Raw genomic sequence first — 25,162 nt, 5'->3', positions numbered from 1 at the left:
GGCCCCACGGCCGCGCTTGAGACGCCTGCCGCCCCTCGCCGGCGAGCAGGTGCGGCATCCGCCCGACCAAATCATCTAGATCTATAGCTTTACGACCGGATGTATGGCTATGCTGGCGCAACCACGATGCGGTGGTCGAGGCGCGGGGGGCGCTGCGGGCACCTCATGACGACCCCGAAAGGCGCACATGTCCGTCGAACCAGCCAAGCCGACCGACCTCGGCGACAGCGATCACCTCGAAGTCCTCGGCTACCAGGACTCCTTCAACCGCTCGATGAGCCTCTGGGCGAACTTCGCCCTCGGCTTCACCTACCTGTCCCCCCTCGTCGGCGTGTACTCGCTCTTCGCGGTCGCGCTCACCATCGGCGGCCCGCCCTCCATCTGGTGGATCGTCATCGTCGGCGCCGGGCAGCTGCTCGTGTCGCTCGTGTTCGGCGAAGTCGTCTCGCAGTACCCGATCCACGGCGGCATCTACCCGTGGGCGCGTCGCCTCTGGGGTCGCCGCTATGCGTGGATGGCCGCCTGGATCTACATCTGGGCGATGATCGTGACGATCACGGCCGTCGCCGGCTACGGATCGGGCTTCGTCGCGAGCCTGTTCGACATCGTCGCGACGCCCGAGATCACCCTCGCCTTCTCGCTCGGCCTGCTGGTGCTCGCGCTCGTCTTCAACTTCACGGGCACGAAGACGCTCGCCCGCGTCGCGCAGATCGGCCTCGCGGCCGAGCTCATCGGCGTGATCGGCGTCGGACTCTACCTGCTGATCTTCCAGCGCAAGCAGGAGTTCAGCGTCTTCTTCGACACCATGAACGTCGAGGGCGACGGCTCGTACGCGACGGCCTTCATCGGCGCGGCGATCGCCGGCCTCTTCCTGTTCTACGGCTTCGAGGCGTGCGGCGACGTCGCCGAGGAGGTCTCGAACCCCGGACGCCGAATCCCCAAGGCGATGATCCTCACGATCCTCGTCGGCGGGGTCTCGGCGCTCTTCTCGTTCGGCGGCTACGTGCTCGCCGCACCCGACCTGGCCTCGATCGTCTCGGGCGAGGACGCCGACCCCATCCCCGGCATCCTCGAGGCCACGCTCGGCGAGGTCGGCGCGAAGATCTTCCTCGTCGTCGCCGTGCTCGCCTTCATCTCGTGCGTGCTCAGCCTGCAGGCGGCGGCCAGCCGCCTGCTCTACAGCTTCGCGCGGGACGGCATGATCCCCGGCCACCGGTGGCTCGCCAAGGTCAGCCCGAACACGAAGGTGCCACGCAACGCCCTCATCGTGGCCTGCACGGTTCCGGCGATCATCACGCTGCTCATCTACGTGAACCCCGCGATCACCCTGCCCGTCACGGCGTTCGCCGTACTCGGCATCTACATCGCGTTCCAGATGGTCGTGCTCGGCGCCCTGCGCCAGCGGCTCCGCGGCTGGAAGCCCGCCGGCACCTTCTCGCTCGGCGCGTGGGGCCTCGTGATCAACATCGCGGCGCTCGCGTACGGCCTGTTCGCGATCTGGCTCATGGCCACGCCGGGCAGCTCCGGCGATGTCGTCGCCGACTACGCGGTGTGGATCGGCCTCGGCGTCGTGCTCGTCTCTGGCCTCGCGTACCTGTTCATCGCGCGCCCCGACCGCAAGTCCGACGCCCCAGCGGGCGACGCGATCGAGGTCGCCGAGCGCCTGACCGCCCGTCGCGCCGAGACCGCGTCGCTGTCGAAGGTCGACTGAACCCACGGCACACACGACGGATGCCGCCCCGAGACGTCTCGGGGCGGCATCCGTCGTTCGCATTCCCGCACCCTCTTTTCCTTTTCGCGCTCCCACGACGATTCGCGGCCTCACGGTCTTTCGTGAGCCACCGTGAAGCCGCAAAAGGTCGTGGGGGCGGGCGCGGACGCGGTCGCGCGGGCGTGCGTGCGCGGGCGCGAGCGGCAGGCAGGCAGGCAGGCAGGCAGGCAGGCGGCGCTAGCGCTTCTTGCGGTCGAGCTGCTGGTCGATCTCGCCGCGACGCGTCGCGAAGATCAGGCGCAGCAGGTCGTCGGGGATCTGGTGCTGCGCCGTGAACTTCAGCGCACCCTGCGACCATTCGAAGCCGGTCAACCGATCTTCGAGCGCGGGCAGCACCTTGCCGCTGAACGGGTAGAGGCCGAGATGGGTCTTCGCCTCGAGCGCGGCGACGAAGCCCTTGCCTCGGTACAGGAGCGCCGGCATGCCGTAGCTCTCACCCTCGGTGAGGTCGGGCGTCGACTCGCGCGCGACCGCGTAGACCCGCGCGAGCGCGGCTCGGTTGCCTGCGGCTGCCCGCTCGACGTGCGCGTCGATGATCCCCATGGCGGAATCCTGCCACCGGGGCCGGTGCGCGGCCAGCGCACCCCCTCGGACTGGGGACAGAAAAGGGCCCATCGGCGAACCGATGGGCCCTTCTGCCGTCATGAGACGTCACGTCTCGACGGTGGAGTCTGTGCGACTAGATGGCGTTGACGTCCAGGGGGATGCCGGGGCCGAACGTGGTCGACACGGCGCCCTTCTGGATGTAGCGGCCCTTGGCGCTGGACGGCTTGAGACGGACGACCTCGTCGAGGGCGGCCTTCACGTTCTCGTCGAGCTGCTCGGCGGTGAACGACGCCTTGCCGACGACGAAGTGCACGTTGGCGTGCTTGTCGACGCGGAACTCGATCTTGCCGCCCTTGATGTCGGAGACGGCCTGGCCGACGTTCGGGGTCACGGTGCCGGTCTTGGGGTTCGGCATGAGACCGCGCGGGCCGAGGACCTTGCCGAGACGACCGACCTGGCCCATGAGCTCGGGGGTCGAGACGGCGGAGTCGAACGAGGTGTAGCCAGCGGCGACCTTCTCGATGAGCTCGGCGCCGCCGACCTCGTCAGCGCCGGCCGCGAGGGCAGCCTCGGCGGCGGGGCCGGTCGCGAACACGATGACGCGAGCGGTCTTGCCGGTGCCGTGCGGCAGGATGACGGTGCCGCGCACCATCTGGTCTGCCTTGCGGGGGTCGACGCCGAGCTTCAGCGCGACCTCGACGGTCGAGTCGAACTTCGCCGAACCGGTCTCCTTCGCGAGTGCGACGGCGTCGGTCGGCGTGTAGAACTTGTCGGCCTCGATCTTCTCGGCCGCGGCCCGGTAGGCCTTGGACTTCTGTGCCATGTTGGTTCTCCTTGGAGAGAGTGTGGTCATCGCGCCTGGCGGGCGCTGCCACGAGTGAAATTCTGACGTGACGGATGCCGTGGCATCCGGTGCCGATCTGCGACGCTGACCGCGGCTTCGACCGGCGAGGCGATTACTCGACCGTGATGCCCATCGAGCGGGCGGTGCCGGCGATGATCTTCGACGCAGCGTCGAGGTCGTTGGCGTTGAGGTCGACCATCTTCGACTCGGCGATCTCGCGCACCTGCGCCTGGGTCAGCTTGCCGACCTTGGTGGTGTGCGGGACGCCCGAACCCTTGGCGACGCCGGCAGCCTTCTTGATGAGCTCTGCGGCGGGCGGGGTCTTCAGGATGAAGGTGAACGAACGGTCCTCGTAGACGGTGATCTCAACGGGGATGACGTTGCCGCGCTGCGACTCGGTCTGCGCGTTGTACGCCTTGCAGAACTCCATGATGTTGACGCCGTGCTGACCCAGCGCCGGGCCGATGGGCGGGGCGGGGTTGGCGGCGCCGGCCTTGATCTGAAGCTTGATCAGACCAGTGACCTTCTTCTTCGGTGCCATGATTTCTCTCTTTCTGTTCGAACGCCCAAGTCCTGGGCACTCTCCCGCTCGACCGGCGGTTCCGGAGGGCGGTGGATCGTGGTGCTCGCGCAGCACAACCCTCCGAGTGTACCGGAGTGTCGCTGCGCGGAGCCTGTGAAGGTGTGCTCGGCTCTCGAGACGGCGCTCGCGCGCCGACGCGACCCGAGCTGGTGGCTAGAGCTTGGTGACCTGGTCGAAGCTGAGCTCGACCGGGGTCTCGCGCTCGAACAGCGAGACGAGGACCGTGAGCTTGCCGCTCTCGGGCTTGATCTCGCTGATCGAGCCGGGCAGGCCCGCGAACGAGCCGTCCTTGATGGTGATGGTCTCGCCGATCTCGAAGTCGACCTCGGCCGGGACGGCGCGTGCGGCGCCGGCGGACGAGCCGCCCTTGGCGCCCTTGACCGGGGCGACGTCCTTGATCTCGACGAGGCTCTTCAGCATGCCGAAGGCCTCTTCGAAGCGGAGCGGCGCCGGGTTGTGGGCGTTGCCGACGAATCCGGTGACACCGGGAGTGTGGCGGATGACCGACCAGCTCTCCTCGTTCAGGTCCATGCGGACCAGCACGTAGCCGGGGATGCGCACGCGGGTGACCATCTTGCGCTGGCCGTTCTTGATCTCGACGACGTCTTCCATCGGCACTTCGACCTGGTAGATGTAGTCGGCCATGGCCATCGACTCGCGGCGCTGCTCGATGTTCGCCTTCACGCGGCGCTCGAAGCCCGCGTAGGAGTGGATGACGAACCACTTGCCCGGGAGGAAGCGCAGTTCGTTGCGGAACTCCTCGTAGGGGTCGTGCTCGGGCTCTTCGCTCTCCTCGGTGACGGCCTCGAGTGCGGCGTCGGCCTCTTCGACCGAGTCGATGTCGAGGGCGTCGTCGACGACGGCGTCGGCCTCGGGGTCGTTCGCCTCGGCGATGGCGTCGAGAACGGCATCGAGGTCGACGTCGTTTCCTTCGTCGTCGACGACGTGGACGGCACGCTGCTCGGCCGGCTCGACCGACTGCTCGTCGTGCTCGAGCGAGTTGCCCTCCTGGGCCTCGTCGTCTTCGGCCGACTGCTCTGCGGCCGTGGCCCAGTCGACGTCGTCGCGCTCAGTCTTTGCCAATTTCTCGATTCCTTCTCTTGCGTGCGCCCTGCGACGCGCGGTTCTTCAGGACGAGTGGCTGATCAGGCCCCTGTCGACCCGAAGACGTACAGCACTACCCATCCGAACACCGAGTCGAGTGCCCAGACGAGCGCCATCATGATGACGACGAACACGAGCACGACCACGGTGAAGCTGAAGAGTTCCTTGCGGGTCGGGGTGACGACCTTCTTCAGTTCGGCGATGACCTGCCGAATGAACAACGCGATCCGCGCGAAGGGGTTTCGCCGCGATGCGCGCTCGCGCTTCGCGTTGGCGACGACATCCTCGCTGGGTTCGTCGATGATCTTCCGGGCCACCTCGTACACCTTTCGTGGGCCGGCAATCACTGCCGGCTCGCAGGGCGGACAGGACTCGAACCTGCAACCTGCGGTTTTGGAGACCGCTGCTCTACCAATTGAGCCACCGCCCTTCGGAGACGTCGCCTCCGAAGGTCACACCTTGTGACCGGCTCACCCTACTCGAAATCCGGAAGGATTCGGGCACGGGAAAGCTTGGTCGTCGTGCGCAACCTCAGCAAGTTTAGGCGACGGATGCCCCACCGCCAAACCGGGCTCCGCGCGGGGCTCGTCGGGCGATCAGGAGCATCGCTCCGATGGCCGCCACGACGACGCCGGCGAGTGCCGCCCACCACGCGGAATCCGCCGGGATGTCGAGGTAGACCGTGATGCCGAGGATTCGCGAGAGCCCCCACGGGAGCAGCGCCATCTGGTCGTTCCAGGCCGTCAGGGCGGCCTCGAGGCCGATGATCGCGACGAGGCCCGCGATGACCGCGATCGCGGCGCCGCATGCGGTCGCCACGGCCCCGATCGCCCGTCGGGCGCCGATCGACCGGGCGAGCGCCCATCCGGCGGCCACGATCACCCACGCGAACAGCGCGAACGCGACGGTCGAGTACGCCGACCGCGCGACCGGATCGGTCCAGAACCCGAACCAGTACCCGCCGGGTCCGGTCGGCGCGAGCGCGAACGAGAGCAGGGCGACGCGCAGCATCACGGCTCCGCCGACGGATGCCGCGACGGAGGCCATGGCCCCGCGGCCGCCGAGCCGGCGCGCCAGGAGCAGCACGACGAGGCCGAACACGAGCCACGCCCCGAGCGTCGCCACGAGGTGCGCGGGCGCCGCGAACCACGTGAGGATGCAGCGACTGAGCACCAGCGCGACGGCGGGGATCGCGACGAGGAGCACGCGTTCGGCGCGGCCGAGGGCCGCCGTGACCTCCGGCGCCCGCCAGGGCCTCGTGGCAGCGATCCACATGGCCCGGGCGAGCCGGGCGCCCGGCCACGCGCCCACACGGCGGGAGCGGGCGGCGATGCCGTACGCGATCCAGAGCAGGGTCAGCACGAGCGTCGCACCGGCCGCCCAGCCCATGGCCTGGTCGCGTTCGGCCCGATCGAGGCCGAGCCTGGCCGCGGTGAGGTTGTAGGCGGGGTGGTACGGGTCACCCGCGTAGTCCCGTTCGTGCTCCGCCGACGACGCGAGGAACGCCGTGCGCGCCTCCTGCCATTCCTCGTAGGCCGCGGCATCCCGCGTGTCGTGCCACTGGGCCTTGTGCAGCACCATGGCGCGGTAGTCGGCGAGCATCGCGAGCGTGCTGCGCTCGTACGCGAGCGACTCCCGGAACGCGTCGCGGAGCCCGGCATCCTTCCACGTGGCGGCGTCGGTTCCGTCGATGAGCGCCTGCATGCGCTCGACCGCGTCGACGGCGCGCGGTCCGCCGGCGATCGCCTCGTCGAGGTCGTCGCGCGCGATCGCGTAGATCACGTCGAGCGCGGCGCTGTCGCCCGTGGGGATGTCCCACTCGAAGATCCACATCATGGGCGGCGGCTCGAGCCCGATCGCCTTCACCCGATGCTCCGCGTACGGGCCGATGTAGAGCCCGTCGGTGATCGCCTCGCGGGAGTCGGTCATCGCCTGCGTGATGGCCTGCACGGTCGCCGCGTCATCCGAGAACCACCGCCGCGCCCAGTCCGCGGTGACGGATGCCGGATCCAGCGACGGGTCGCGTGCGAGCCGCACGGCGAGCTCGGTGTTCAGCTCGGCGAGCTGCCAGAACCCCGCCTTCAGCTCGAGCGAGAGCGGACCGGCCCGCCAGGGGCCGCCGTCCTGCGTCCACGTCCAGATGCCCTCGATGTGCGGGTTCGCGGCGAGCAGCCGATCGAGCGACTGCGCGTAGAGGTCCCCGAGGTCGTTCGGCCACGCGCCGAAGTTCTCGAACTCGCGGCGGCTCTGGAACTCGATGATGCGGCGCTGGTCGCCGATCTCGAGCGTGTCGTTGATCGGCAGGTGGCTGTAGAAATCGCCGAGCGTGTACTTCGTCGACACGATGAGCCGGTCGGAGTCGATGCCCTCGAAGACCGTGCGGTACGAGTCGGCGTTCGTGTGGAGGTCGCCGACCGCGCCCACCCCGACGGTCCAGGTGCGGAAGATGACCTCGCGATCGGCCCGCTCGGCCTGGTCGAGCAGCGTGGTGAGCATCGTCTGCACGGCCGCGACGGTCGTCACGGCGAGCCTCGAGCTGTAGTCCCAGTCGGGCAGGTCGTAGACCTGGCCGGCCTCGCCGATGCGGATGAGCACGCCGTCGATGGCCGGCATCTCGCGGTAGAGCTCGTCGAGCCCGGCTGCGTAGACCTCCCAGAACTCGGAGTTCTCGGTGTCGAGCCCGCCGAACCGCTCGGTGAGGTACTCCTCGAGCGGGGTCGTGACCACGAGCATGTCGGTGCGGAGGAACACCTGCAGGCCCGCGTCGCGCGCGGACTGCCACATCGGGCCGAACGCCTCGCGCATGGCGAGGGCCCGTGCCACGTGCTCGTCGTCGGGCTCGTACACCTCGGTGCCGTCGCCGACGTCGGAGAACGTGAGGTACTCCAGCAGGCCGGGCACCGCGACCGCGGTGTACCCCTCGGCGAGCAGGTGGTCGACGTAGGCGTCGAAGTCCTCGCGCGCGACGGCGAGCGCCGCCTCGTCGATGTAGGGCGCGTCGGGCAGGATGACGTCCTCGAACGCCTTCGAGTTGTGCGAGTAGTCGTCGCCGGCGGCCCACGCCTCCTCGTCGACCTCGACGCCGACCGCACCGAGGTCGGCCATGCGGAACCCGAGCCGCGACTCGACGCGCTCGCCGAGGCGCTCGGCCGTCGAGCGGCCGTCCCGCACGGCCTGCGCGAGGTCGTAGACGCCGCGGACGGCGCCCGTCTCGCTCGCGGCGACGATGCGCAGCGCGTTCGGCTCCCCCTCGAGCGTGTAGGCCTCGTCGGCGGGGTCGCCGCCGCCCGCCACGACCGAGAGCGTCGCAGTCGCGGCGGTCGCCGCGGCATCCGATACCGCCGACTCGAGCTCGGCCACTGCCGCGTCGAGCCGGGGCGAGCCCGGCGCGTCGATGCTCGTGAACACCGGCGGCGGCACGCTCGCCGACGCGGGCGCGGCCACAAGCTCCTCGGTGGGGATGTCGGCGGATTCGGTGCTGATGCCGAGCGCGTCGGTCAGCACGAACGCGATGCCCGCGCCGAGCGCGAGCAGGATCAGGGCGGCGACCACCGCGAGCAGGGGTCGAGCGAGGCGCGTCATCGCGCCGGGGTGCTTCGTCACGCGCGGATCATACCCCGAAGTGGGTCGCGTGACCCACTTGTGATCTCCGCCACCGGACGGGCGGCGCAGCGCACCACCCGTAGATTGGGAGCACGCCGGGGCGCGGCATCCGCCCTCGGCACCCGACTCTGCGCCGAATGGGGGCTCGATGATCGTCGAACGCGGAACCCGGCTCGTGACCGAGCCCAGCACGAGCGTGCAGGTCACCGGCGAGCACTCGCAGTTCCGGCTCGACCTCGAGCGCATCCGGTTCTCGCCGTACTTCTCGCGCCTCTCGGCGGTGACGCAGGTCATCGCGCAGCCCGGCGCCGGCCCGCTGATCCACAACCGGCTGACGCACTCGATCAAGGTCACCGCGGTCGCGCGCGCGATCGCCGTCGGGCTGACCGATCCCGCGTCGCCCGGCCGCGCGCTCGCGCTCGAGCACGGCTGCGACGCCGTGGCCGTGCAGGCCGCCGCGAGCGCGCACGACCTCGGCCATCCCCCGTTCGGACACCTCGGCGAGCGCGTGCTCGACCGCCTGGCCCGCGAGACGCTGGGGCTCTCCGACGGCTTCGAGGGCAACGCGCAGACCTACCGCATCATCGCGACGCTGGATGTCTCGGCGAACGCCCCGCACGGCCTGAACCTCACCGCCGCGGTGCGCGCGGCCGTCGCGAAGTACCCGTGGACCAGGTTCGTCGACGCCGCGTCGATGCAGCCCGGCCCCCTGCCCCGCGGCATGCGCCGCGTCTCCGGCGGCATCGAGGTCGCGAAGTTCTCGGCGTACGACCTCGACGCGGCCGACCTGTTCTCGGCCCGAACGGGACTGCCGCCCATGCAGCAGTCGCTCGAGTGCTCGATCATGGACATCGCCGACGACATCGCGTACTCGATCCACGACGTCGACGACTTCTATCGCGCGGGCCTGCTGAGCCAGGGCTCGGTGGCCCGCGAGTTCCGCGGCTTCATCGAGAACGGCGCGGAGCTGCGCGAGCTCGACGCCGACGCGATCTCGGCCCGCTCGGCGCCCCCCGGCGCCGCGCTCGAGAGCCTGCGCCGCAAGCTGCACCGCTCCGACGCGTGGATGGCCTCCGACGACGCGTTCCGCGAGGCCGTCGACGTGGTGGCCGACGACCTCGTCGACGGGCTGCTCGCGATCCCCTTCGACGGGTCGATCGCGTCGGAACGCTCGCTCTCGTCGTTCACGAACCGGTGGATCAGCCACCTGCAGACCTCGGTCGTGCCCGCTCCGGCCGACGAGATCCGCACGGGCCTCGTGACCCTCGACCGGCTCGCCTGGCACGAGGTCGAGGTGCTGAAGTTCGTGCATCGGCACTTCATCCTCGACCGCTCCGACATCGCGATGTACCAGCGCGGCCTCAGCCGGGTGCTCACGCGCGCCGTCAAGGGCCTCACCGCGTGGATCACCGACGACATCGACCGCCACCGCGTGCCGCAGCGCCTGCGCGAACTCGTCGACCTCGCCACCGAGGGCTACGCCCTGCTGCGGGTCGCGAAGCCCGAGGGCGTTCCGGTTCCGGATGCCGGCGACGTGCACCGCCTCGGCGTCGGGCGCGGCGTCATCGACTACGTCGCGTCGCTCAGCGACGACCAGGCGCTCGCCGTCTCCGAGGCGATCGACGGGCGTCCCGACCGGCTGTGGGACATCGGGCAGAACCTGTAGGGGCACGCGCCCGTCGGAGCACCGGCCTGCGCGAGCACGGGCCTCGAGGAGCGCCCGCCGCCCGCTGTCAACCCCGAGCTGCCCCCGCGCGCATGGGCTTATCGTCGTCGCGGAACGGGGAGGGCTGCGACGATGACGACGACCACGCTCAAGACGATCTCGACGAAGATCCCGGCGCGCATGGACCGGCTGCCGTGGGCCAGGTGGCACTGGCTCGTGGTACTGGGGCTCGGCACCGTGTGGATCCTCGACGGCCTCGAGGTGACGATCGTCGGCGCCCTCGGCAGTCGGCTGACCGAGCCCGAGAGCGGCCTCGGCCTCACGACCGCCGAGGTCGGCCTCGCGGCGGGCATCTACGTGGCCGGCGCGTGCATCGGAGCACTCGTCTTCGGGTACCTCACCGATCGGTTCGGTCGCAAGAAGCTCTTCATCATCACGCTCGGCCTGTATCTGGTCGCCACCGTCGCGACGGCCTTCTCGTTCACCCCGATGTGGTTCTTCGTCTGCCGGTTCCTCACCGGTGCCGGCATCGGCGGGGAGTACGCGGCGATCAACTCCGCCATCGACGAGCTGATCCCGGCCAGGCGGCGCGGTGCCGTCGATCTCGCCATCAACGGCTCCTACTGGCTCGGCACCGCGTTCGGCGCGGTCCTCACCGTGTTCCTGCTGAACCCGGCGCTCTTCGCCCCCGACGTCGGCTGGCGGCTCGCGTTCGGCCTCGGCGCCGTGCTCGGGCTCGTGATCCTCCTCGTGCGGCGCAACGTGCCGGAGTCGCCGCGCTGGATGTTCATCCACGGCCGCGACGAGGAGGCCGAGCGGCTCGTCGGCGAGATCGAGCACACGATCGAGGAGGAGACGGGGAGCGAGCTCGATCCCGTCGACGACGACCGGGCCATCCGCATCAAGCAGCGGGCCAGCACCGGCTTCGTCGAGATCGCGAAGACCGCGGTGACCCGGTACCCGAAGCGGTTCGTGCTGGGGCTCTCGCTCTTCATCGGCCAGGCCTTCCTCTACAACGCCGTGTTCTTCACCTACGCGCTCGTGCTCACGAAGCTGCTCGGGGTTCCCGACGACATCGCCCCGTGGTCGCTCGTGCCGATCGCGATCGGCAACTTCCTCGGGCCGCTGCTGCTCGGCCGGTTCTTCGACAGCGTCGGCCGAAAGGTCATGATCTCGTCGTCGTACATCGTCTCGGGCGTGCTGCTCGTCGGCACGGGCATGCTCTTCGCCAACGGCGTGCTCGACGCGTTCTGGCTCACCGCGTGCTGGGTCGTCGTCTTCTTCTTCGCCTCGGCCGGGGCGTCCAGCGCGTACCTCACCGTGAGCGAGATCTTCCCGCTCGAGACCCGCGCCATGTCGATCGCGTTCTTCTACGCCCTCGGCACCGGCATCGGCGGCATCATCGGCCCGGTGCTCTTCGGCCAGCTGATCGAAGACGGCATCCCGGCCGTCGCGGTCGGGTACTACATCGGCGCCGGGCTCATGATCGGGGCCGGCCTCGTCGAGGTCTTCCTCGGCGTCTCGGCCGAGCGCAAGTCGCTCGAGGACATCGCCGAGCCCCTCTCGGCGCGCGACGCGGACTGACGGCGGCAGGCCGGCACGCAGGCGACGGATGCCGCGGCGCAGGCACGCGGCATCCGACACCGTTCGCGACGCACTCCGTCGCCCGCGCCATCCGCTCGGTAGACTTCTCGGGTGACCGAGAAGCCGCGCCTGTCCTCCCGTATCGCCGCCATCGCCGAGTCCGCGACCCTCAAGGTCGATGCGAAGGCGAAGGCCCTGCAGGCCGAGGGCCGCCCCGTCATCTCGTATGCCGCGGGCGAACCCGACTTCGCGACGCCCGAGCACATCGTCGAGGCGGCGCTCGCAGCCGTGCACGACCCCAAGAACTATCGCTACACGCCGGCGCCCGGCCTGCCCGAGCTGCGCGAGGCGATCGCCGCGAAGACCCTGCGCGACTCCGGCCTCGAGGTCTCGCCCGGCCAGGTCGTCGTCACGAACGGCGGCAAGCAGGCCGTCTACCAAGCGTTCCAGGTGCTGCTCGACGCGGGCGACGAGGTGCTCGTGCCGACCCCCTACTGGACCACCTACCCCGAGGCGATCAAGCTCGCCGGCGGCGTGCAGGTCGACGTCTTCGCCGGCTCCGAGCAGGGCTACCTCGTGACGGTCGAGCAGCTCGAGGCCGCTCGCACCGAGCGCACCAAGGTGCTGCTGTTCGTGTCGCCGTCGAACCCGACCGGCGCGGTGTACTCCCCCGAGCAGACGCGCGCCATCGGCGAGTGGGCGCTCGAGCACGGCATCTGGGTCGTCTCCGATGAGATCTACCAGAACCTCACGTACGCGCCCATCGACGGCGACGCCGAGGCGCCCGCGCCTCGCGCCCTGTCGATCGTCGAGGCCGTGCCCGGGCTCGCGAACCAGACGATCCTCGTCAACGGCGTCGCGAAGACGTACGCCATGACCGGCTGGCGACTCGGCTGGATGGTCGGCCCCGCCGACGTCATCAAGGGCGCCGCGAACCTGCAGTCGCACCTCACGTCGAACGTGTCGAACGTGTCGCAGCGGGCGGCGATCGCCGCGCTGAACGGCCCCCAGGACGCCGTGGAGGAGATGCGCCGCGCGTTCGACCGCCGTCGCCGGCTCATCGTGTCGGAACTGTCGAAGATCGACGGGCTCACGGTTCCCGTGCCCGAGGGCGCGTTCTACGTCTACCCGGATGTCTCGGGGCTGCTCGGTCGCGAGTGGGGCGGCGTCACGCCGACGAACTCGCTCGAGCTCGCCGACCTGATCCTCGACCAGGCCGAGGTCGCCGCCGTTCCCGGCGAGGCGTTCGGCCCCAGCGGATTCCTTCGGTTCAGTTATGCGCTGGGCGACGCACCGCTCCTCGAGGGCGTGCAGCGCCTGCAGCGCCTGTTCGCGTAACGACCCGCGACTCCGACGACGGGCGGCCGCGCCGCCCGGACGCACGAGAACGCCCGCACTCCCCGGTGTGCGGGCGTTCTCGCTTTCAGGCCCCCGGCTGCGCCATCGCCACCGAGGGAGTCGAAGGGGGTCAGTGCTTGAAGGCGTCCTTGACGTCTTCGGCGGCGTTCTTCAGGTCGGCCTTGGCCTGATCGGCCTTGCCCTCGGCGACCTTCGAGTCGTCTCCGGTCAGCTTGCCCTGGGCCTCTTTGGCCTTGCCCCCGAGGTCTTCGGCGGTGTTCTTGATGCGGTCATCGGTTCCCATGATGGACTCCTTCCCAGCGGCGGCGGTCTGCCGTGCTGTTGGATCCAGTCAACGCTTCGCGTGGAGCGGCGACAAGGGGTTGAGTTCACAGGCGGAATCGCCTAACGATCGGCGACACGCACCCGCACGACGGGGCTGGCGGTGGCTCGCGCCGTTTCCGCGACGACGGCGCCCGCGTGACCGGTCAGCGCAGCGCGGTCGCGGCCTCGGCGGCGAGCGCGTCGGCGACGGCGTCGAGCAGCGGCGAGCGCAGGTTCCACTGCTGCCAGTGCAACGGCACGTCGACGGGCGGCCCGCCGAGGGGCACGAGGGTTCCGGCCGCGAGCTCGTCGGCCGACTGGAACGCCGGGAGCAGTCCCCAGCCGAGGCCGAGCTTCACGGCGGCCGCGAAGTCGGCGGAGGCCGGCACGAAGTGCCGGGGCGGGGAGTCGGGGTCGACGTCGCGGGCGGCGAGGTACCGGCGCTGCAGGTCGTCGCGGCGGTCGAACTCGACGATGGGCGCGGCGGCGAAGGCCCAGGTGCGCCCCGGCAGCCCCCAGCGCGCGGCGAACGCGGAGGTCGCCACGGCCTCGTAGCGCATCGTTCCGAGCGGCCGCACGAGGCATCCGGCGACCGGATCGGCCTGCGACGTGACGGCGCCCATGACCGTGCCCGACTCGAGCAGGCCGGCCGTGAAGTCCTGGTCGTCGCGATGCAGGTCGAAGACCACCGGATGCCGGTCGGCCACGCGCGCGAGCGCCGGCAGGAACCAGGTGGCGAGCGAGTCGGCGTTCACGGCGAGCGGCAGCGTCACGGGCCGCGCCGCGTCGGCGGACTCGGCGTCGAGCCCGAACGCGGCGAGCGTGTCGTGCTCGAGCAGCGCGAGCTGGCGTGCGAGCCGCACGACGGCGGCGCCGGCCTCGGTCGCGCGCGCCGGCTTGCTGCGCACCACGAGCACCCGGCCGAGCTGCTGCTCGAGCGCCTTGACGCGCTGCGACACGGCCGACGGGGTGAGGCGCAGGCGCCGCGCGGCCGCGTCGAACGTGCCCTCGTCGATGACGACGGCGAGCGTGCGCGCGAGGTCGGTCGGGATCTCCATCTGAAGCAACGCTAATGCTTCTGAAGGAACATGAGCTGGATTGATGCCCGTTTCGCGCCTACCGTCGAAGCGTGCCCCTCTCCGCCATGCTCGCCGGCCTCGGCCTCGGCCTCTCGCTCATCGTCGCCATCGGCGCGCAGAACCTGTTCGTGCTGCGCCAGGGCATCCGCCGCGAGCACGTCTTCGCCGTCGCCGCGATCTGCGCCATGAGCGACCTCGCTCTCATCGTGCTCGGCGTCTCGGGCGTCGGCGCGGTGCTGCAGGCCGTGCCATGGCTCGTCGAGGCCGTGCGCTGGGCGGGCGCGGCGTTCCTCGTCGTCTACGGGCTCCTCGCGGCGAAGCGCGCGATCCGGCCGAGCGGCGAAGCACTCGTCGCGAGCGAGGGCGCGATCCCCGCCGAGCAGGCGACCGAGGCGGCGGAGGCGGTCGCGGAGGCGGAGGCGGTCGCGGAGGTCGCGGACGGGCCGGGAACGGAGGGCCGGGGTCGGGACACCCCGGCAGCCGCACCCGGCCCGTCCGCGGCATCCGCGACCCCGACGATCGAACGCCCGCGCACGTCGAACGAGCCCGAACCCGCGAGCCGGACGGCGCGCCGGCACCCGGCCACGGGCCGCACGACGCTCATGGCCGCCGTGCTCACGTGCCTGGCCCTGACCTGGCTGAACCCGCACGTGTACCTCGACACCGTGTTCCTGCTCGGTTCGATCGCGAACACGCACGGCGACGGGCGCTGGGCGTTCGCCGTCGGCGCGGGCCTCGCGAGCCTGCTGTGGTTCTTCGGCCTGGCCTACGGCTCGCGCCTGCTCGGCGGGGTGCTCGCGAGTCCGCGCGCATGGCGCGTGCTCGACGGGGTCATCGCCGTGGTCATGATCGCGCTCGGCGTGATGCTCGTGCTCCCGCACTGAGCCGGCCGCCGACGCCGCGGGCCGGCACGACGCCGGCCCGCGGCATCCGCCCTAGCGCTCGAAGCCCTCGCTGAGCGGCCACGCCCGACGCAACTCGATCTTTCCGAACCTGGCCATCGGATGCCGCGACGCGACCTCGATCGCCTCCTCGAGGTCTCGCACCTCGATGACGTCGAACCCCGCGACCCACTCCTTCGACTCCGTGAACGGGCCGTCGGTGACGATCGCCTCGTCGCCGCGCACGCGAACGGTCTTCGCATACTCGGGCGGGCGCAGCCGATCTCCGATGATCGAGACGCCCCGGCGCACCATCTCGGCGTCCCACTCGGCCATGTCGTCCTCCTCCGCCACGTACGGCTCGGCCTCGGGATCGTGCACGACGAACATCATGAACTCCACGGCTCACTCCTCCCCGTGCAGGGTCCAGAAGGGCCGCAGCTCGAGGGCGCCGTGACGCGCGAGCTGGTCGGCCTTCGCGAGCTCGACGGCCTGATCGAGGTCCTCGACCTCGAGGATGTCGTAGCCGGCGATCCACTCCTTCGACTCGGTGAACGGACCGTCGGTCACGATCGTCTCGCCGCCCCTGACCCGCACGGTCACGGCCTCGTCGGCGGGTCGCAGCCGCATGGCGCGCTTCAGCACGCCCTGCTCGGCCCTGACGCGATCCCACTCGGCGACGGCCTCCTGATCGACCTCGCCGGCGTCGACCTCGGGGTCGTCGACCACGAACATCATGATCTCCATCACGGTGCGCTCCTCTCGTTCCATCTGCGCTTTCCCCTGCGACGAACGGGGCGACGCGCGATCGACACCGTCCGCGACATCCGCGCACCTCGCTTTCGACGGATGTCCCGGCAGGTGTCGATTCATCCTGTCGCCGTTCGTCGCCTGGGCATACCGTGAACATCGAACCGAGGAGATCAGATGCGATACGTCATGTTCGTCGCCACCGACCCCGAGCCCGACCGCTCCGGCGACGACGGCATCCCCGTCGAGCAGTGGGTCGACGAGAACGACGCCCGCGGCACGCGGCTGGAGGGCCAGCGACTGCAGCCCGTGCGCGACGCCACGCTCGTGCGCGTCCGCAACGGCGAGACCATCGTGACCGACGGCCCCTTCACCGAGTCGAAGGAGTGGATCGCGGGGTTCGACATCCTCGAGTGCCGAGACCTCGACGAGGCCATCGAGGTCGCGTCGCGGCATCCGATGGCCAGGGGCGGGCGCATCGAGCTGCGGCCCTTCTGGAACGGCGAGGAAGACGAGTGATCGACGGATGACGCGGGCCGAGCCCGACCCGTCGCCGACGGGCGCGCCGGGGTCGACGGATGCCGCGGCCCGGCGTCCGTCGGCCCCGGCACCCGCCGCACGCGAAGCCGTCGACCTCGCCTACCGCGAGGAGTGGACGCGCATCGTCGCGACGCTGATCCGCGCGACCCGCGACTGGGACCTCGCCGAGGATGCCGCGGCCGACGCGTTCGTGCGTGCGGCCGAGCGCTGGCCCGTCGAGGGCGTGCCCGACAATCCGGGCGCCTGGCTCACGACCGTCGCGCGCAACCGGGCGCTGGACGTGCTGCGCCGCCGCGGAGTCGAGCTCGACAAGGTCAGGGAGTGGATGGTGATGGACGAGATGCGGGGACCCGGCGCGCCGACCGATCCGGCCGACCTCGCCGCGGCCGCGAACGAGATCGACGACCGGCTGCGGCTGGTCTTCACGTGCGCGCACCCGGCACTGCCGCTCGAGGCCAGGGTCGCACTGACCCTGCGCACCGTCGGCGGCCTCGAGACGCCCGAGATCGCGCGCGCGTTCCTCGTGCCGGAGGCGACGATGGCGCAGCGGCTCGTGCGGGCCAAGCGCAAGATCCGCAACGCGGGCATCCCCTACCGGGTGCCCGAGGGCGACGAGCTGCGGCGGCGCCTGAACGGCGTGCTCGCGGTGCTCATGCTCGTGCACAACGAGGGGTACCTCGCGAGCTCGGGCGACCGGCTGCTGCGGCTCGACCTTCAGGAGGAGGCGATCCGGCTCGCGCGGCTCGTCGTCGACCTCATGCCCGACGAGGCCGAGGCCGCAGGGCTCCTCGCGCTCCTGCTGCTGCAGCATGCGCGCTCGACGGCTCGCGTCGATGCGTCGGGCGATCTCGTGCCGCTCGACGAGCAGGACCGCACGCGATGGAACGCCGCCGAGACCGCCGACGGGCTCGCGGTGCTCGACCGGCTCGACGCGGGCGGCAGCGATGCGGCCGGCCCGACCGCATCCGACGCCGCGGGCCCGTACCGCCTGCAGGCCGAGATCCAGCGCGAGCACGCGAGGGCGGCGCACGCCGACGACACCGACTGGCCCGCGATCGTGCGGCGCTACGACGCCCTGCTCGAGATCACGCCGTCTCCGGTCGTCGAGCTCAATCGCGCCGTGGCGGTGGGCCTCGCCGGCGACCCACGGGCGGGGCTGGACGAACTCGACCGGCTCGCGGCATCCGGAGCCCTCGACCGGTACCACCTGCTGCCCGCGGCGCAGGCCGACCTGCTGCGCAGGCTCGGGCGAACGGATGCCGCGGCCGAACGCCTCCGTCAGTCCATCGCCCTGGCGCCGACCGAGCCCGAGCGGCGCTTCCTCGAGCGCAGGCTCGCCGAGCTCGACGGCGGGACCGCCGCCGGGCCCGACGCCGGCTGAGCTCAGCCCGTGTTCTGCACGCCCGCGGCGACGCCGTTGACCGTGAGCAGCAGCAGCGCGTGGTGGTCGTCGCTCGGCAGGTCGGTCTCGCCCGACCGGATCGCCGTGAGCGCGCGCAGCTGCAGCAGCGAGAGGGCGTCGACGTACGGGCTGCGCAGGCGCACCGCCTTCGCGAGCACGGGGCGGGCGACGAGCAGCTCGTCGCTCTGCGTGACGCGGCCGAGCCACTGCTTCGTGAGGCGCATCTCGTCGAGCACGAGGCCCGCGAGGTCGGCGCGCTCGCCGAGGGCGAGGTAGCGGGCGGCGATGCGCTCGTCGGTCTTCGCGAGCGACATCGAGAAGTTGTCGATCATGGCGGTGAACAGCGGCCATTCCGCGTACGCCTCGCGGAGCAGCTCCTCGTCGCCGACGGACTCGAGCGCGGTGCCGAGACCGAACCATGCCGCGAGGTTGATGCGGGCCTGGCTCCACGAGAACACCCACGGAATGGCGCGCAGGTCGTCGAGCGACTCGACCGAGAGGCCGCGACGGGCCGGGCGCGAGCCGAGCGCGAGGTGCCCGACCTCCTCCATGGGCGTGACGTCGGCGAACCAGGGCGCGAAGCCCTCGGCCTTCACGAGCGAGTGGAACCTGGTGCGGGATGCCTCGTCGAGCGTCGCGGCGAGGTCGCCGTAGCGCTCGTCGGCCGCCCGGTTTCGGGCCTCGTTCGATGGGCTGCCGGCCAGCAGCGCCGCCGAGGCCATCTGCTCGAGGTGGCGCTTGGCGATCGCCGGATCGCCGTACTGGGCGAAGATGACCTCACCCTGCTCGGTGATCTTGAGGCGGCCCTCGACCGAGCCGGCCGGCTGCGCGAGCACGGCCTCGTTGGCGGGGCCGCCGCCGCGTCCGAGCGCGCCGCCGCGACCGTGGAACAGGGTCAGCTCGATGTCGTTGCGCTCGGCCCAGGCCGCGATGCGCGCCTGCGCCCCGTGCAGCGCGAGGGTGGCCGAGACGGGACCGACGTCCTTCGACGAGTCGGAGTAGCCGAGCATGACCTCGACCTTGCGGCCGGTCGCCGCGAGGCGCGCCTGCACCTGGTCGAGCTCGAGCATCGCGTCGAGGATCTCGACGCTGGCCTCGAGGTCGGCGAACGTCTCGAACAGCGGAACCACGTCGATCGCGACGTCGTCGGCATCGGCGCCGAGCGCCGCGGCCGCCAGTTCGTAGACGTTCGCGAGGTCGTCGGGGCTCTGCGTGAACGACACGATGTAGCGGCGGACCGTGCGCACGCCGAACCGGCGCTGCAGCTCGGCGATGACCCGGAACACCGACAGCACCTCCTCGGTGGTCTCGCCGAGGTCGCCGCCCGCACGGATCTCGGCGAGCGCCTGCCGATGCACCTTGGAGTGCTGGCGCACCTCGAGCTCGGCGAGGTGGAACCCGAAGGTCTCGGCCTGCCAGATCAGGTGCTGCAGCTCGCCGTTCGCGCTGCGGAGCGCGCCGCCCTGGCGGAGGGAGTCCTGCAGCACGCGCAGGTCGGCGAGCAGCGCCTCGGGGGCGGGGTACGCGAGGTCGGCGTCGCCGCGGCGCGTCGCCGCGATGCGCTCGGCGACGACGAGCAGCACCCGGCGGTGGGGCTCGTGCGGCGCCCGGGTGCCGATCGTCGCGGTCACGTTGGGGGCGAGCGCCTCCTGCGCGGCGAGCAGTTCGGCGAGCTCGGCCGACGCCGGGGTGTCCTTCGCGTCGAGCGTGAGCGTGCGGCCGATGCGCTGGGCGGCGCGCTCCAGGCCGAGCAGCACGTGCTCCGCGGCGATGTGCGCCGCCTCGCGCGTGGTCTCGGCGGTCACGTACGGGTTGCCGTCGCGGTCGCCGCCGATCCAGCTGCCGACACGCAGGAACGCCGGTGCGACGGGCGCTGCGCGGCCCGCGGAGTTGGGCTGCAGTCGGTCGTCGATGCTGCGGTACACCTGCGGCACGACCTCGAACAGGGTCTGGTCGAACACGCCCATCGCGGTGCGCACCTCGTCGAGCGGGGTCGGGCGGGTCGTGCGCAGCGGGGCCGTGCGCCAGAGGATGTCGATCTCCTCGAGCAGGCGGCGGTCGATCTCGGCGCGCGTGCGGTCGCCGCGGGTGAGGTCGTCGCGCTCGTCGACGAGCTCGCCGATGCGGCGGATCGCCGAGGCGATCGCACGGCGGCGCGCCTCGGTGGGGTGTGCCGTGAGCACCGGGTGGAACCTGAGCTTCTCGACGCGGGCCCTCGCCTCGTCGGCGCCGACCTCGCCGACGAGCAGGCGGATCGTGGCCGAGAGCGACCCGTCGATGCGCCCGAGCGCCGAGGCACCGGACTCGGCCGCGTCGCCGCCGGCGCGCGAGAGCCGCTCGCGGGACTCGGCGCGCGTGCGGAGGATGCGCACCCGCTGGTGCTCCTCGGCGAGGTTCACGAGGTGGAAGTACACGGTGAAGGCACGGGCGACCTGCTCGGCACGTGCCGGGTCGAACGAGGCCGCGATGCGCTCGGCCTCGGCGAGCGCGGCGTCGTCGCGCGTCTCGTGCGCGTGGATCGTCGCGTGACGAAGGCGCTCGACGTCGTCGAAGAGCTCCTGGCCGCCCGCCTCGACGAGGATCGTGCCGAGCAGTCCGCCGAGCAGGCTCACATCGGCGCGGAAGCTCGCGTCGATGTCGCTGACGACGAGTTCGCGGTCGCGGTCGTATGCGGATTCCGAGGTGCTGGGCATTCCTCGAAGCTACTGCCGGACTGGGCGAGGTCGAAATCCTGTGACGCGCTGTTCACACGGCGACCGCTCGGAACGCGTGCCGCCCGCAGCGCATCCCCCGATCGATGGATGCAAGGATCGTCCGGACAAGGGGTGTTGCGCGAGGGCGCGGCAGGGCAGGCTCGAAGCATGCACCCCACACCCAGCGACGTCGCGGTCCGGATCCGCGGGCTCCGCAAGGTCTACGGCGGTATCGCCGCCGTCGACGGCATCGACCTCGACATCCGCTCCGGCGAGACGTTCGCCCTGCTCGGACCGAACGGCGCGGGCAAGTCCACGACCGTCGAGATCCTCGAGGGCTACCGCACCCGCACCGCCGGAGACGTCGCCGTGCTCGGCGTGGACCCGGCCCATGGCGGGCGCGACTGGAAGTCCCGGCTCGGCATCGTGTTGCAGACCGGCGGCGAGACCGGCCTGCTCACCGTGCGCGAGGTGCTGCGGCATTTCGCGGGGCTCTACCCGAATCCCCGCGACGTCGACGACGTGATCGCGGCCGTCGGCCTCGAGGCGAAGGCGAACACGAGGGTCGCGAAGCTCTCGGGCGGACAGCAGCGCCGCGTCGACGTGGCGCTCGGCATCGTCGGGCGGCCGGAGCTGCTCTTCCTCGACGAGCCCACCACCGGCTTCGACCCCGAGGCGCGCCAGCAGTTCTGGGAGCTCATCCGCTCGCTGAAGGCCGAGGGCACGACCATCCTGCTCACGACGCACTACCTCGACGAGGCCGCGCAGCTGGCCGACCGTGCCGGGGTCATCGCCGGCGGGCGCCTGCTCGACGTCGGCGGCATCACCGAGATCGGCGGCGCCGAGGCGCGCGTGCCGGTCGTGCGGTGGATCGGCGCCGAGGGCCGGACCCACGAGGTGCGCACCCACGAACCCGGCCGGGTCGTGGCATCCATCGTCGACGCGCTCGGCGGCGAGCCGCGGGCACTCGAGGTGATCCGCCCGACGCTCGAGGACGTCTACCTCGGCCTCGTGCGCAGTGCCGAGCGGGCCGCCGCCGTCAACCCCGGCGCACGCACGGCCGAGCACGCCACCGCGGCCTCGACGGCCGCCGACGCCGAGGAGCCGGCCGCATGAGCACGAACGTGATGACCCAGGGCAGCGCGCGCATCGGCGTGGAGACCCGGATGTACTTCCGGGCACCCGACACGCTGTTCTTCACGTTCCTCTTCCCGTTCGTGATGCTCGCGATCTTCTCGGCCGCATTCAGCGCATCGGGCGAGGTCGGCCCTCGCGGGTCGGAGATCTCGGTGGCGGCGCTGTACCTGCCGGCGATGCTCGCGTCGGGGATCTTCCTCTCCGGCGTGCAGAACCTCGCGATCGACATCGCCCTCGAGAAGTCGAACGGCACGCTGAAGCGCCTCGGCGGCACCCCCCTCTCACCGGTGGCCTACTTCCTCGGCAAGATCGGCCAGGTGTTCGTGACCGGAACCCTGCAGGCGACGCTGCTGATCCTCGCCGGCTGGCTCGTGCTCGGCATCGCCCTGCCGACCGAGCCCGAGAAGTGGGTGACCTTCGCCTGGGTGTTCGTGCTCGGCCTCACGACGTGCGCGCTCATCGGCATCGCCCTGTCGGCCCTGCCGCGGTCGGGCAAGAGCGCCGCCGCCGTCGTGATCCCGATCGGCCTGATCCTGCAGTTCATCTCGGGCGTCTACCTGCAGTGGAACATGCTGCCCGACTGGCTGCAGAACATCGCGAGCATCTTCCCCCTCAAGTGGATCGCCCAGGGCATGCGCTCGGTGTTCCTGCCCGATGGCTGGGAGGCCCTCGAGCAGAACGAGTCGTGGAACCTGCCGGGCGTTGCGATCGCGCTGCTCGTGTGGCTCGTCGTGGGGCTCCTGCTCAGCCGCCTCACGTTCCGGTGGATCCGCCGCGACGCCTGAGCGCGGCATCCGTGGCCCGCACACCGCGGATCGAAACCCGAACCATCGTTGATTTTGCACTCTTTTTGGAATAGTGCAGAATTGCACTTCGTGACCGAGAGTGCAAATACTCCCCCCGGGCTGCGCGAGCAGCGGATGACGCGCACCCGCCGCGACCTCAGCCACCGGGCCCGACAACTCACGGTCGAACGAGGCCTCTCGGGCTTCACCGTCGAGGAGCTCTGCGCCGACGTCGGCGTCTCCCGCCGAACGTTCTTCAACTACTTCGCCGGCAAGGAGGCCGCCGTCGTCGGCCACGACGCCGACGGCATCGACGAGGCCGCACTCGCCGCCTTCATCCGCGGCGACGACGGCGCCCCGACACTGCTCGACGCCCTCGCCGAGCTCGCCATCGCGACCGTCGCCGCCTGGGACGACGAGCACGACGCCATCGATCCGCACACCCTCGTCGAACGCGAACCGCACCTGCTCCCCCACATGATCGGCGCGGGTCGGCAACTCGAGCAGCGCATCATCGCCGCGATCGAGGAGCGGGAGGGTCTCGCCTCCGGCGACCCGCTCGCGCGCACCGCCGCCGTCGTGATCGGCTCCCTCGTCGGCAACGCAGGGCAGCAGTTCTTCTCGAACCCCGCCACGGGCCGCGAGGACTTCGCCTCCATCCTCCGCGACTCCGTCGCCGCGACCCGCGCGGCCTGCACCCCCGCCCCGAACCACGACCCCACCCGAACCACGGAAAGCCCCTCATGACCTCTGCACGACCCACGGCGACGAGCGGCCCGCTCGTCCTCACCCAGCGCCGGATCTGGATCATCTTCTCGGCGCTCATCGCCGGCATGCTGCTCTCCAGCCTCGACCAGACCATCGTCTCGACGGCGATGCCGACCATCGTCGGCGAGCTCGGCGGCGTCGAGTACCAGGCGTGGATCACCACCGCGTACCTGCTCGCGACCACGATCGTCATGCCCATCTACGGCAAGTTCGGCGACGTGCTCGGCCGTCGCAACCTGTTCCTGATCGCGATCGCCCTGTTCACCGTGGCCTCCGTCGGCGCCGCGTTCGCCCCCACCTTCTGGGCGTTCGTCGCGTTCCGCGCGATGCAGGGCCTCGGCGGCGGCGGACTCATGATCCTCTCGCAGGCGATCATCGCCGACATCGTGCCCGCCTCGGAGCGCGGCAGGTACATGGGCCCGCTCGGTGCGATCTTCGGCCTCTCGGCCGTCGCCGGCCCCCTGCTCGGCGGCTTCTTCGTCGACCACCTCACGTGGCAGTGGGCGTTCTACATCAACATCCCGATCGGCATCGCGGCCTTCACGATCGCCTGGTTCACGCTGACGCTGCCGAGCAAGAAGGCCGAGAAGAAGATCGACGTCCTCGGCGTCATGCTGCTCTCCGCGGCGACCGTCTGCCTCATCTTCTTCACCGACTTCGGCGGCAGCTCCGACCACGGCTGGGACGCCCTCGAGACCTGGGCCTGGGGCGTCGGCCTGCTCGCCGCAGCGACCGCGTTCGTCGTCGTCGAGGCCCGCGCCGACGACCCGGTCATCCCGCTCTCGCTGTTCAAGAACCCCGTCTTCATCAACGCGACCGCCATCGGCTTCACGCTCGGCATCGGCATGTTCTCGGCCATCGCGTTCGTGCCGACGTTCCTGCAGATGTCCTCGGGCGCTTCGGCGACCGCATCCGGCCTGCTGATGCTGCCGATGATGGCCGGCATGATGGGCACCTCGATCTGGTCGGGCATCGCGATCTCGAAGTCGGGTCGCTACCGCGCCTACCCGATCGCGGGCACGCTCGTGACGGCTGCGGCGATGCTCGCCATGACGACGCTCTCGGCCGACACCCCGATCTGGCTGATCTGCGTCTACCTGTTCGTGTTCGGCGCGGGCCTCGGCCTCATCATGCAGGTCGTCGTGCTCGTCGTGCAGAACGCCGTGCCGCCGACCCAGGTGGGCACCGCGACCAGCACGAACAACTACTTCCGCGAGGTGGGCGCGTCGCTCGGCGTCGCGATCTTCGGTGCGATGTTCGCGACCCGCCTGTCGGAGAACCTCACGAAGATCTTCACGGATGCCGGCGCGAGCGCGTCCCAGGCCGGCGATGCCATGTCGACCCTCGACCCGCAGAGGCTCTCGGAGCTGCCCGACCCCGTGCGCGACTCGATCGTGACGGCCTACGCCGACTCGCTCGCCCCCGTGTTCTGGTACCTGATCCCGTTCATCCTCGCGGCGTTCGTGCTCGCGCTGTTCCTCAAGCAGATCCCGCTCAGCGACGAGGCCGGCATGGTCGCGCGCGGCGAGGCGATCACGGGCGAGGAGGCGGATGCCGCTGAGCAGGCCATGCGCGACGGCATCGTCGTGAGCGGACCGGCCGACGACGGCGAGCCGGTCTCGACCGCGACCGGCGGCACGCCCTCGCAGGGCGGCACGCCCGGCACGGCGCCCCGCGAGGGCTGACGACGGGCTGACGACTCCGGGCGCGCTCCGACACGGGCGCGCCCGGACCCCACACGCGGCAGACGACGCATCCGGGCCC

General features: G+C 71.0%; 22 protein-coding genes and 1 tRNA gene. 11 read left to right on the top strand and 12 right to left on the bottom strand.

What is annotated here, in order from left to right:
• Positions 1–187: 187 nt before the first annotated feature.
• Positions 188–1,711 carry an APC family permease gene (locus ABIC29_RS01845; RefSeq protein ID WP_116080594.1) on the top strand — a complete coding sequence of 508 codons (1,524 nt, stop codon included), beginning with the start codon at positions 188–190 and terminating at the stop codon, positions 1,709–1,711.
• Positions 1,712–1,948: 237 nt separating this feature from the next.
• Here the strand turns inward: ABIC29_RS01845 and ABIC29_RS01840 are convergent, their stop codons facing one another.
• From ABIC29_RS01840 to ABIC29_RS01810, 7 genes are all read right to left on the bottom strand, one after another.
• Complete coding sequence (locus tag ABIC29_RS01840; protein WP_116080593.1) at positions 1,949–2,314, bottom strand: iron chaperone; 366 nt, start codon at positions 2,312–2,314, stop codon at positions 1,949–1,951.
• Positions 2,315–2,450: 136 nt separating this feature from the next.
• A complete protein-coding gene (rplA, locus tag ABIC29_RS01835) occupies positions 2,451–3,140 on the bottom strand; it encodes a 50S ribosomal protein L1 (protein ID WP_116080592.1) in 690 nt (229 codons plus the stop codon).
• Between the two features lie 133 nt (positions 3,141–3,273).
• The gene (gene rplK, locus ABIC29_RS01830) at positions 3,274–3,702 is read right to left on the bottom strand and encodes a 50S ribosomal protein L11 (RefSeq protein ID WP_067872872.1); all 429 of its coding nucleotides are present in this window, start codon (positions 3,700–3,702) and stop codon (positions 3,274–3,276) included.
• A gap of 195 nt (positions 3,703–3,897) precedes the next feature.
• Positions 3,898–4,827, bottom strand: a complete 930-nt coding sequence (nusG, locus tag ABIC29_RS01825) for a transcription termination/antitermination protein NusG (RefSeq protein WP_116080591.1) — start codon at positions 4,825–4,827, stop codon at positions 3,898–3,900.
• 62 nt (positions 4,828–4,889) lie between these two features.
• Entirely contained in the window at positions 4,890–5,165 is a 276-nt protein-coding gene (secE, locus tag ABIC29_RS01820; RefSeq protein ID WP_116082187.1) for a preprotein translocase subunit SecE, read from the bottom strand.
• Between the two features lie 40 nt (positions 5,166–5,205).
• Positions 5,206–5,278: transfer RNA gene (locus tag ABIC29_RS01815), tRNA-Trp, on the bottom strand.
• Between the two features lie 110 nt (positions 5,279–5,388).
• Positions 5,389–8,451, bottom strand: a complete 3,063-nt coding sequence (locus tag ABIC29_RS01810; RefSeq protein ID WP_354242187.1) for a hypothetical protein — start codon at positions 8,449–8,451, stop codon at positions 5,389–5,391.
• Positions 8,452–8,599: 148 nt separating this feature from the next.
• Between ABIC29_RS01810 and ABIC29_RS01805 the strand changes: the two genes are divergently transcribed.
• The 3 genes from ABIC29_RS01805 (at position 8,600) to ABIC29_RS01795 (ending at position 13,039) form a co-directional block, all read left to right on the top strand.
• Positions 8,600–10,117 carry a deoxyguanosinetriphosphate triphosphohydrolase family protein gene (locus ABIC29_RS01805; protein ID WP_116080590.1) on the top strand — a complete coding sequence of 506 codons (1,518 nt, stop codon included), beginning with the start codon at positions 8,600–8,602 and terminating at the stop codon, positions 10,115–10,117.
• A gap of 180 nt (positions 10,118–10,297) precedes the next feature.
• Positions 10,298–11,701 (top strand): MFS transporter, encoded by a 1,404-nt coding sequence (locus ABIC29_RS01800; RefSeq protein ID WP_116082183.1) that lies wholly within the window; start codon positions 10,298–10,300, stop codon positions 11,699–11,701.
• A 111-nt stretch (positions 11,702–11,812) separates the two neighbouring features.
• Positions 11,813–13,039: a pyridoxal phosphate-dependent aminotransferase gene (locus tag ABIC29_RS01795; RefSeq protein WP_116080589.1), complete on the top strand. Its 1,227-nt coding sequence runs from the start codon at positions 11,813–11,815 to the stop codon at positions 13,037–13,039.
• Between the two features lie 130 nt (positions 13,040–13,169).
• Here ABIC29_RS01795 and ABIC29_RS01790 read toward each other — a convergent pair whose 3' ends face one another.
• Positions 13,170–13,343, bottom strand: coding sequence for a CsbD family protein (locus ABIC29_RS01790; protein ID WP_082462533.1), 174 nt, complete (start codon positions 13,341–13,343; stop codon positions 13,170–13,172).
• 184 nt (positions 13,344–13,527) lie between these two features.
• Positions 13,528–14,421, bottom strand: a complete 894-nt coding sequence (locus tag ABIC29_RS01785; RefSeq protein WP_116080588.1) for a LysR family transcriptional regulator ArgP — start codon at positions 14,419–14,421, stop codon at positions 13,528–13,530.
• Positions 14,422–14,507: 86 nt separating this feature from the next.
• Here ABIC29_RS01785 and ABIC29_RS01780 point away from each other — a divergent pair, with 86 nt between their 5' ends.
• Positions 14,508–15,326 carry a LysE/ArgO family amino acid transporter gene (locus tag ABIC29_RS01780; protein ID WP_502915459.1) on the top strand — a complete coding sequence of 273 codons (819 nt, stop codon included), beginning with the start codon at positions 14,508–14,510 and terminating at the stop codon, positions 15,324–15,326.
• Positions 15,327–15,377: 51 nt separating this feature from the next.
• On the opposite strand, the gene ABIC29_RS01775 is transcribed toward ABIC29_RS01780, so the two are convergent.
• Positions 15,378–15,716, bottom strand: coding sequence for a YciI family protein (locus ABIC29_RS01775; protein WP_354244561.1), 339 nt, complete (start codon positions 15,714–15,716; stop codon positions 15,378–15,380).
• 12 nt (positions 15,717–15,728) lie between these two features.
• Positions 15,729–16,070, bottom strand: coding sequence for a YciI family protein (locus ABIC29_RS01770; protein ID WP_116080585.1), 342 nt, complete (start codon positions 16,068–16,070; stop codon positions 15,729–15,731).
• A gap of 180 nt (positions 16,071–16,250) precedes the next feature.
• On the opposite strand from ABIC29_RS01770, the gene ABIC29_RS01765 reads away from it, so the two are divergent.
• The gene (locus ABIC29_RS01765; protein ID WP_116080584.1) at positions 16,251–16,592 is read left to right on the top strand and encodes a YciI family protein; all 342 of its coding nucleotides are present in this window, start codon (positions 16,251–16,253) and stop codon (positions 16,590–16,592) included.
• Positions 16,593–16,599: 7 nt separating this feature from the next.
• Positions 16,600–17,994: an RNA polymerase sigma factor gene (locus ABIC29_RS01760; RefSeq protein WP_354242179.1), complete on the top strand. Its 1,395-nt coding sequence runs from the start codon at positions 16,600–16,602 to the stop codon at positions 17,992–17,994.
• A gap of 2 nt (positions 17,995–17,996) precedes the next feature.
• Here the strand turns inward: ABIC29_RS01760 and ABIC29_RS01755 are convergent, their stop codons facing one another.
• Complete coding sequence (locus ABIC29_RS01755; protein WP_354242176.1) at positions 17,997–20,708, bottom strand: phosphoenolpyruvate carboxylase; 2,712 nt, start codon at positions 20,706–20,708, stop codon at positions 17,997–17,999.
• Between the two features lie 168 nt (positions 20,709–20,876).
• On the opposite strand from ABIC29_RS01755, the gene ABIC29_RS01750 reads away from it, so the two are divergent.
• The 4 genes from ABIC29_RS01750 (at position 20,877) to ABIC29_RS01735 (ending at position 25,083) form a co-directional block, all read left to right on the top strand.
• Positions 20,877–21,824, top strand: coding sequence for an ABC transporter ATP-binding protein (locus tag ABIC29_RS01750; protein ID WP_116080581.1), 948 nt, complete (start codon positions 20,877–20,879; stop codon positions 21,822–21,824).
• A complete protein-coding gene (locus tag ABIC29_RS01745) occupies positions 21,821–22,630 on the top strand; it encodes an ABC transporter permease (RefSeq protein ID WP_354242172.1) in 810 nt (269 codons plus the stop codon). The genes ABIC29_RS01750 and ABIC29_RS01745 overlap by 4 nt, the downstream gene beginning before the upstream one ends.
• A gap of 90 nt (positions 22,631–22,720) precedes the next feature.
• The gene (locus tag ABIC29_RS01740) at positions 22,721–23,377 is read left to right on the top strand and encodes a TetR/AcrR family transcriptional regulator (RefSeq protein WP_354242169.1); all 657 of its coding nucleotides are present in this window, start codon (positions 22,721–22,723) and stop codon (positions 23,375–23,377) included.
• Positions 23,374–25,083 (top strand): MDR family MFS transporter, encoded by a 1,710-nt coding sequence (locus ABIC29_RS01735; RefSeq protein WP_116080579.1) that lies wholly within the window; start codon positions 23,374–23,376, stop codon positions 25,081–25,083. Before ABIC29_RS01740 ends, ABIC29_RS01735 begins: the two co-directional genes overlap by 4 nt.
• The last annotated feature ends 79 nt before the right edge of the window (positions 25,084–25,162 follow it).

Source organism: Agromyces sp. PvR057 (assembly GCF_040547485.1).
Taxonomy (GTDB): Bacteria; Actinomycetota; Actinomycetes; order Actinomycetales; family Microbacteriaceae; genus Agromyces.
Note: the sequence above shows the minus strand (reverse complement) of the source record. Positions and strands in the feature narration are given on the sequence as shown.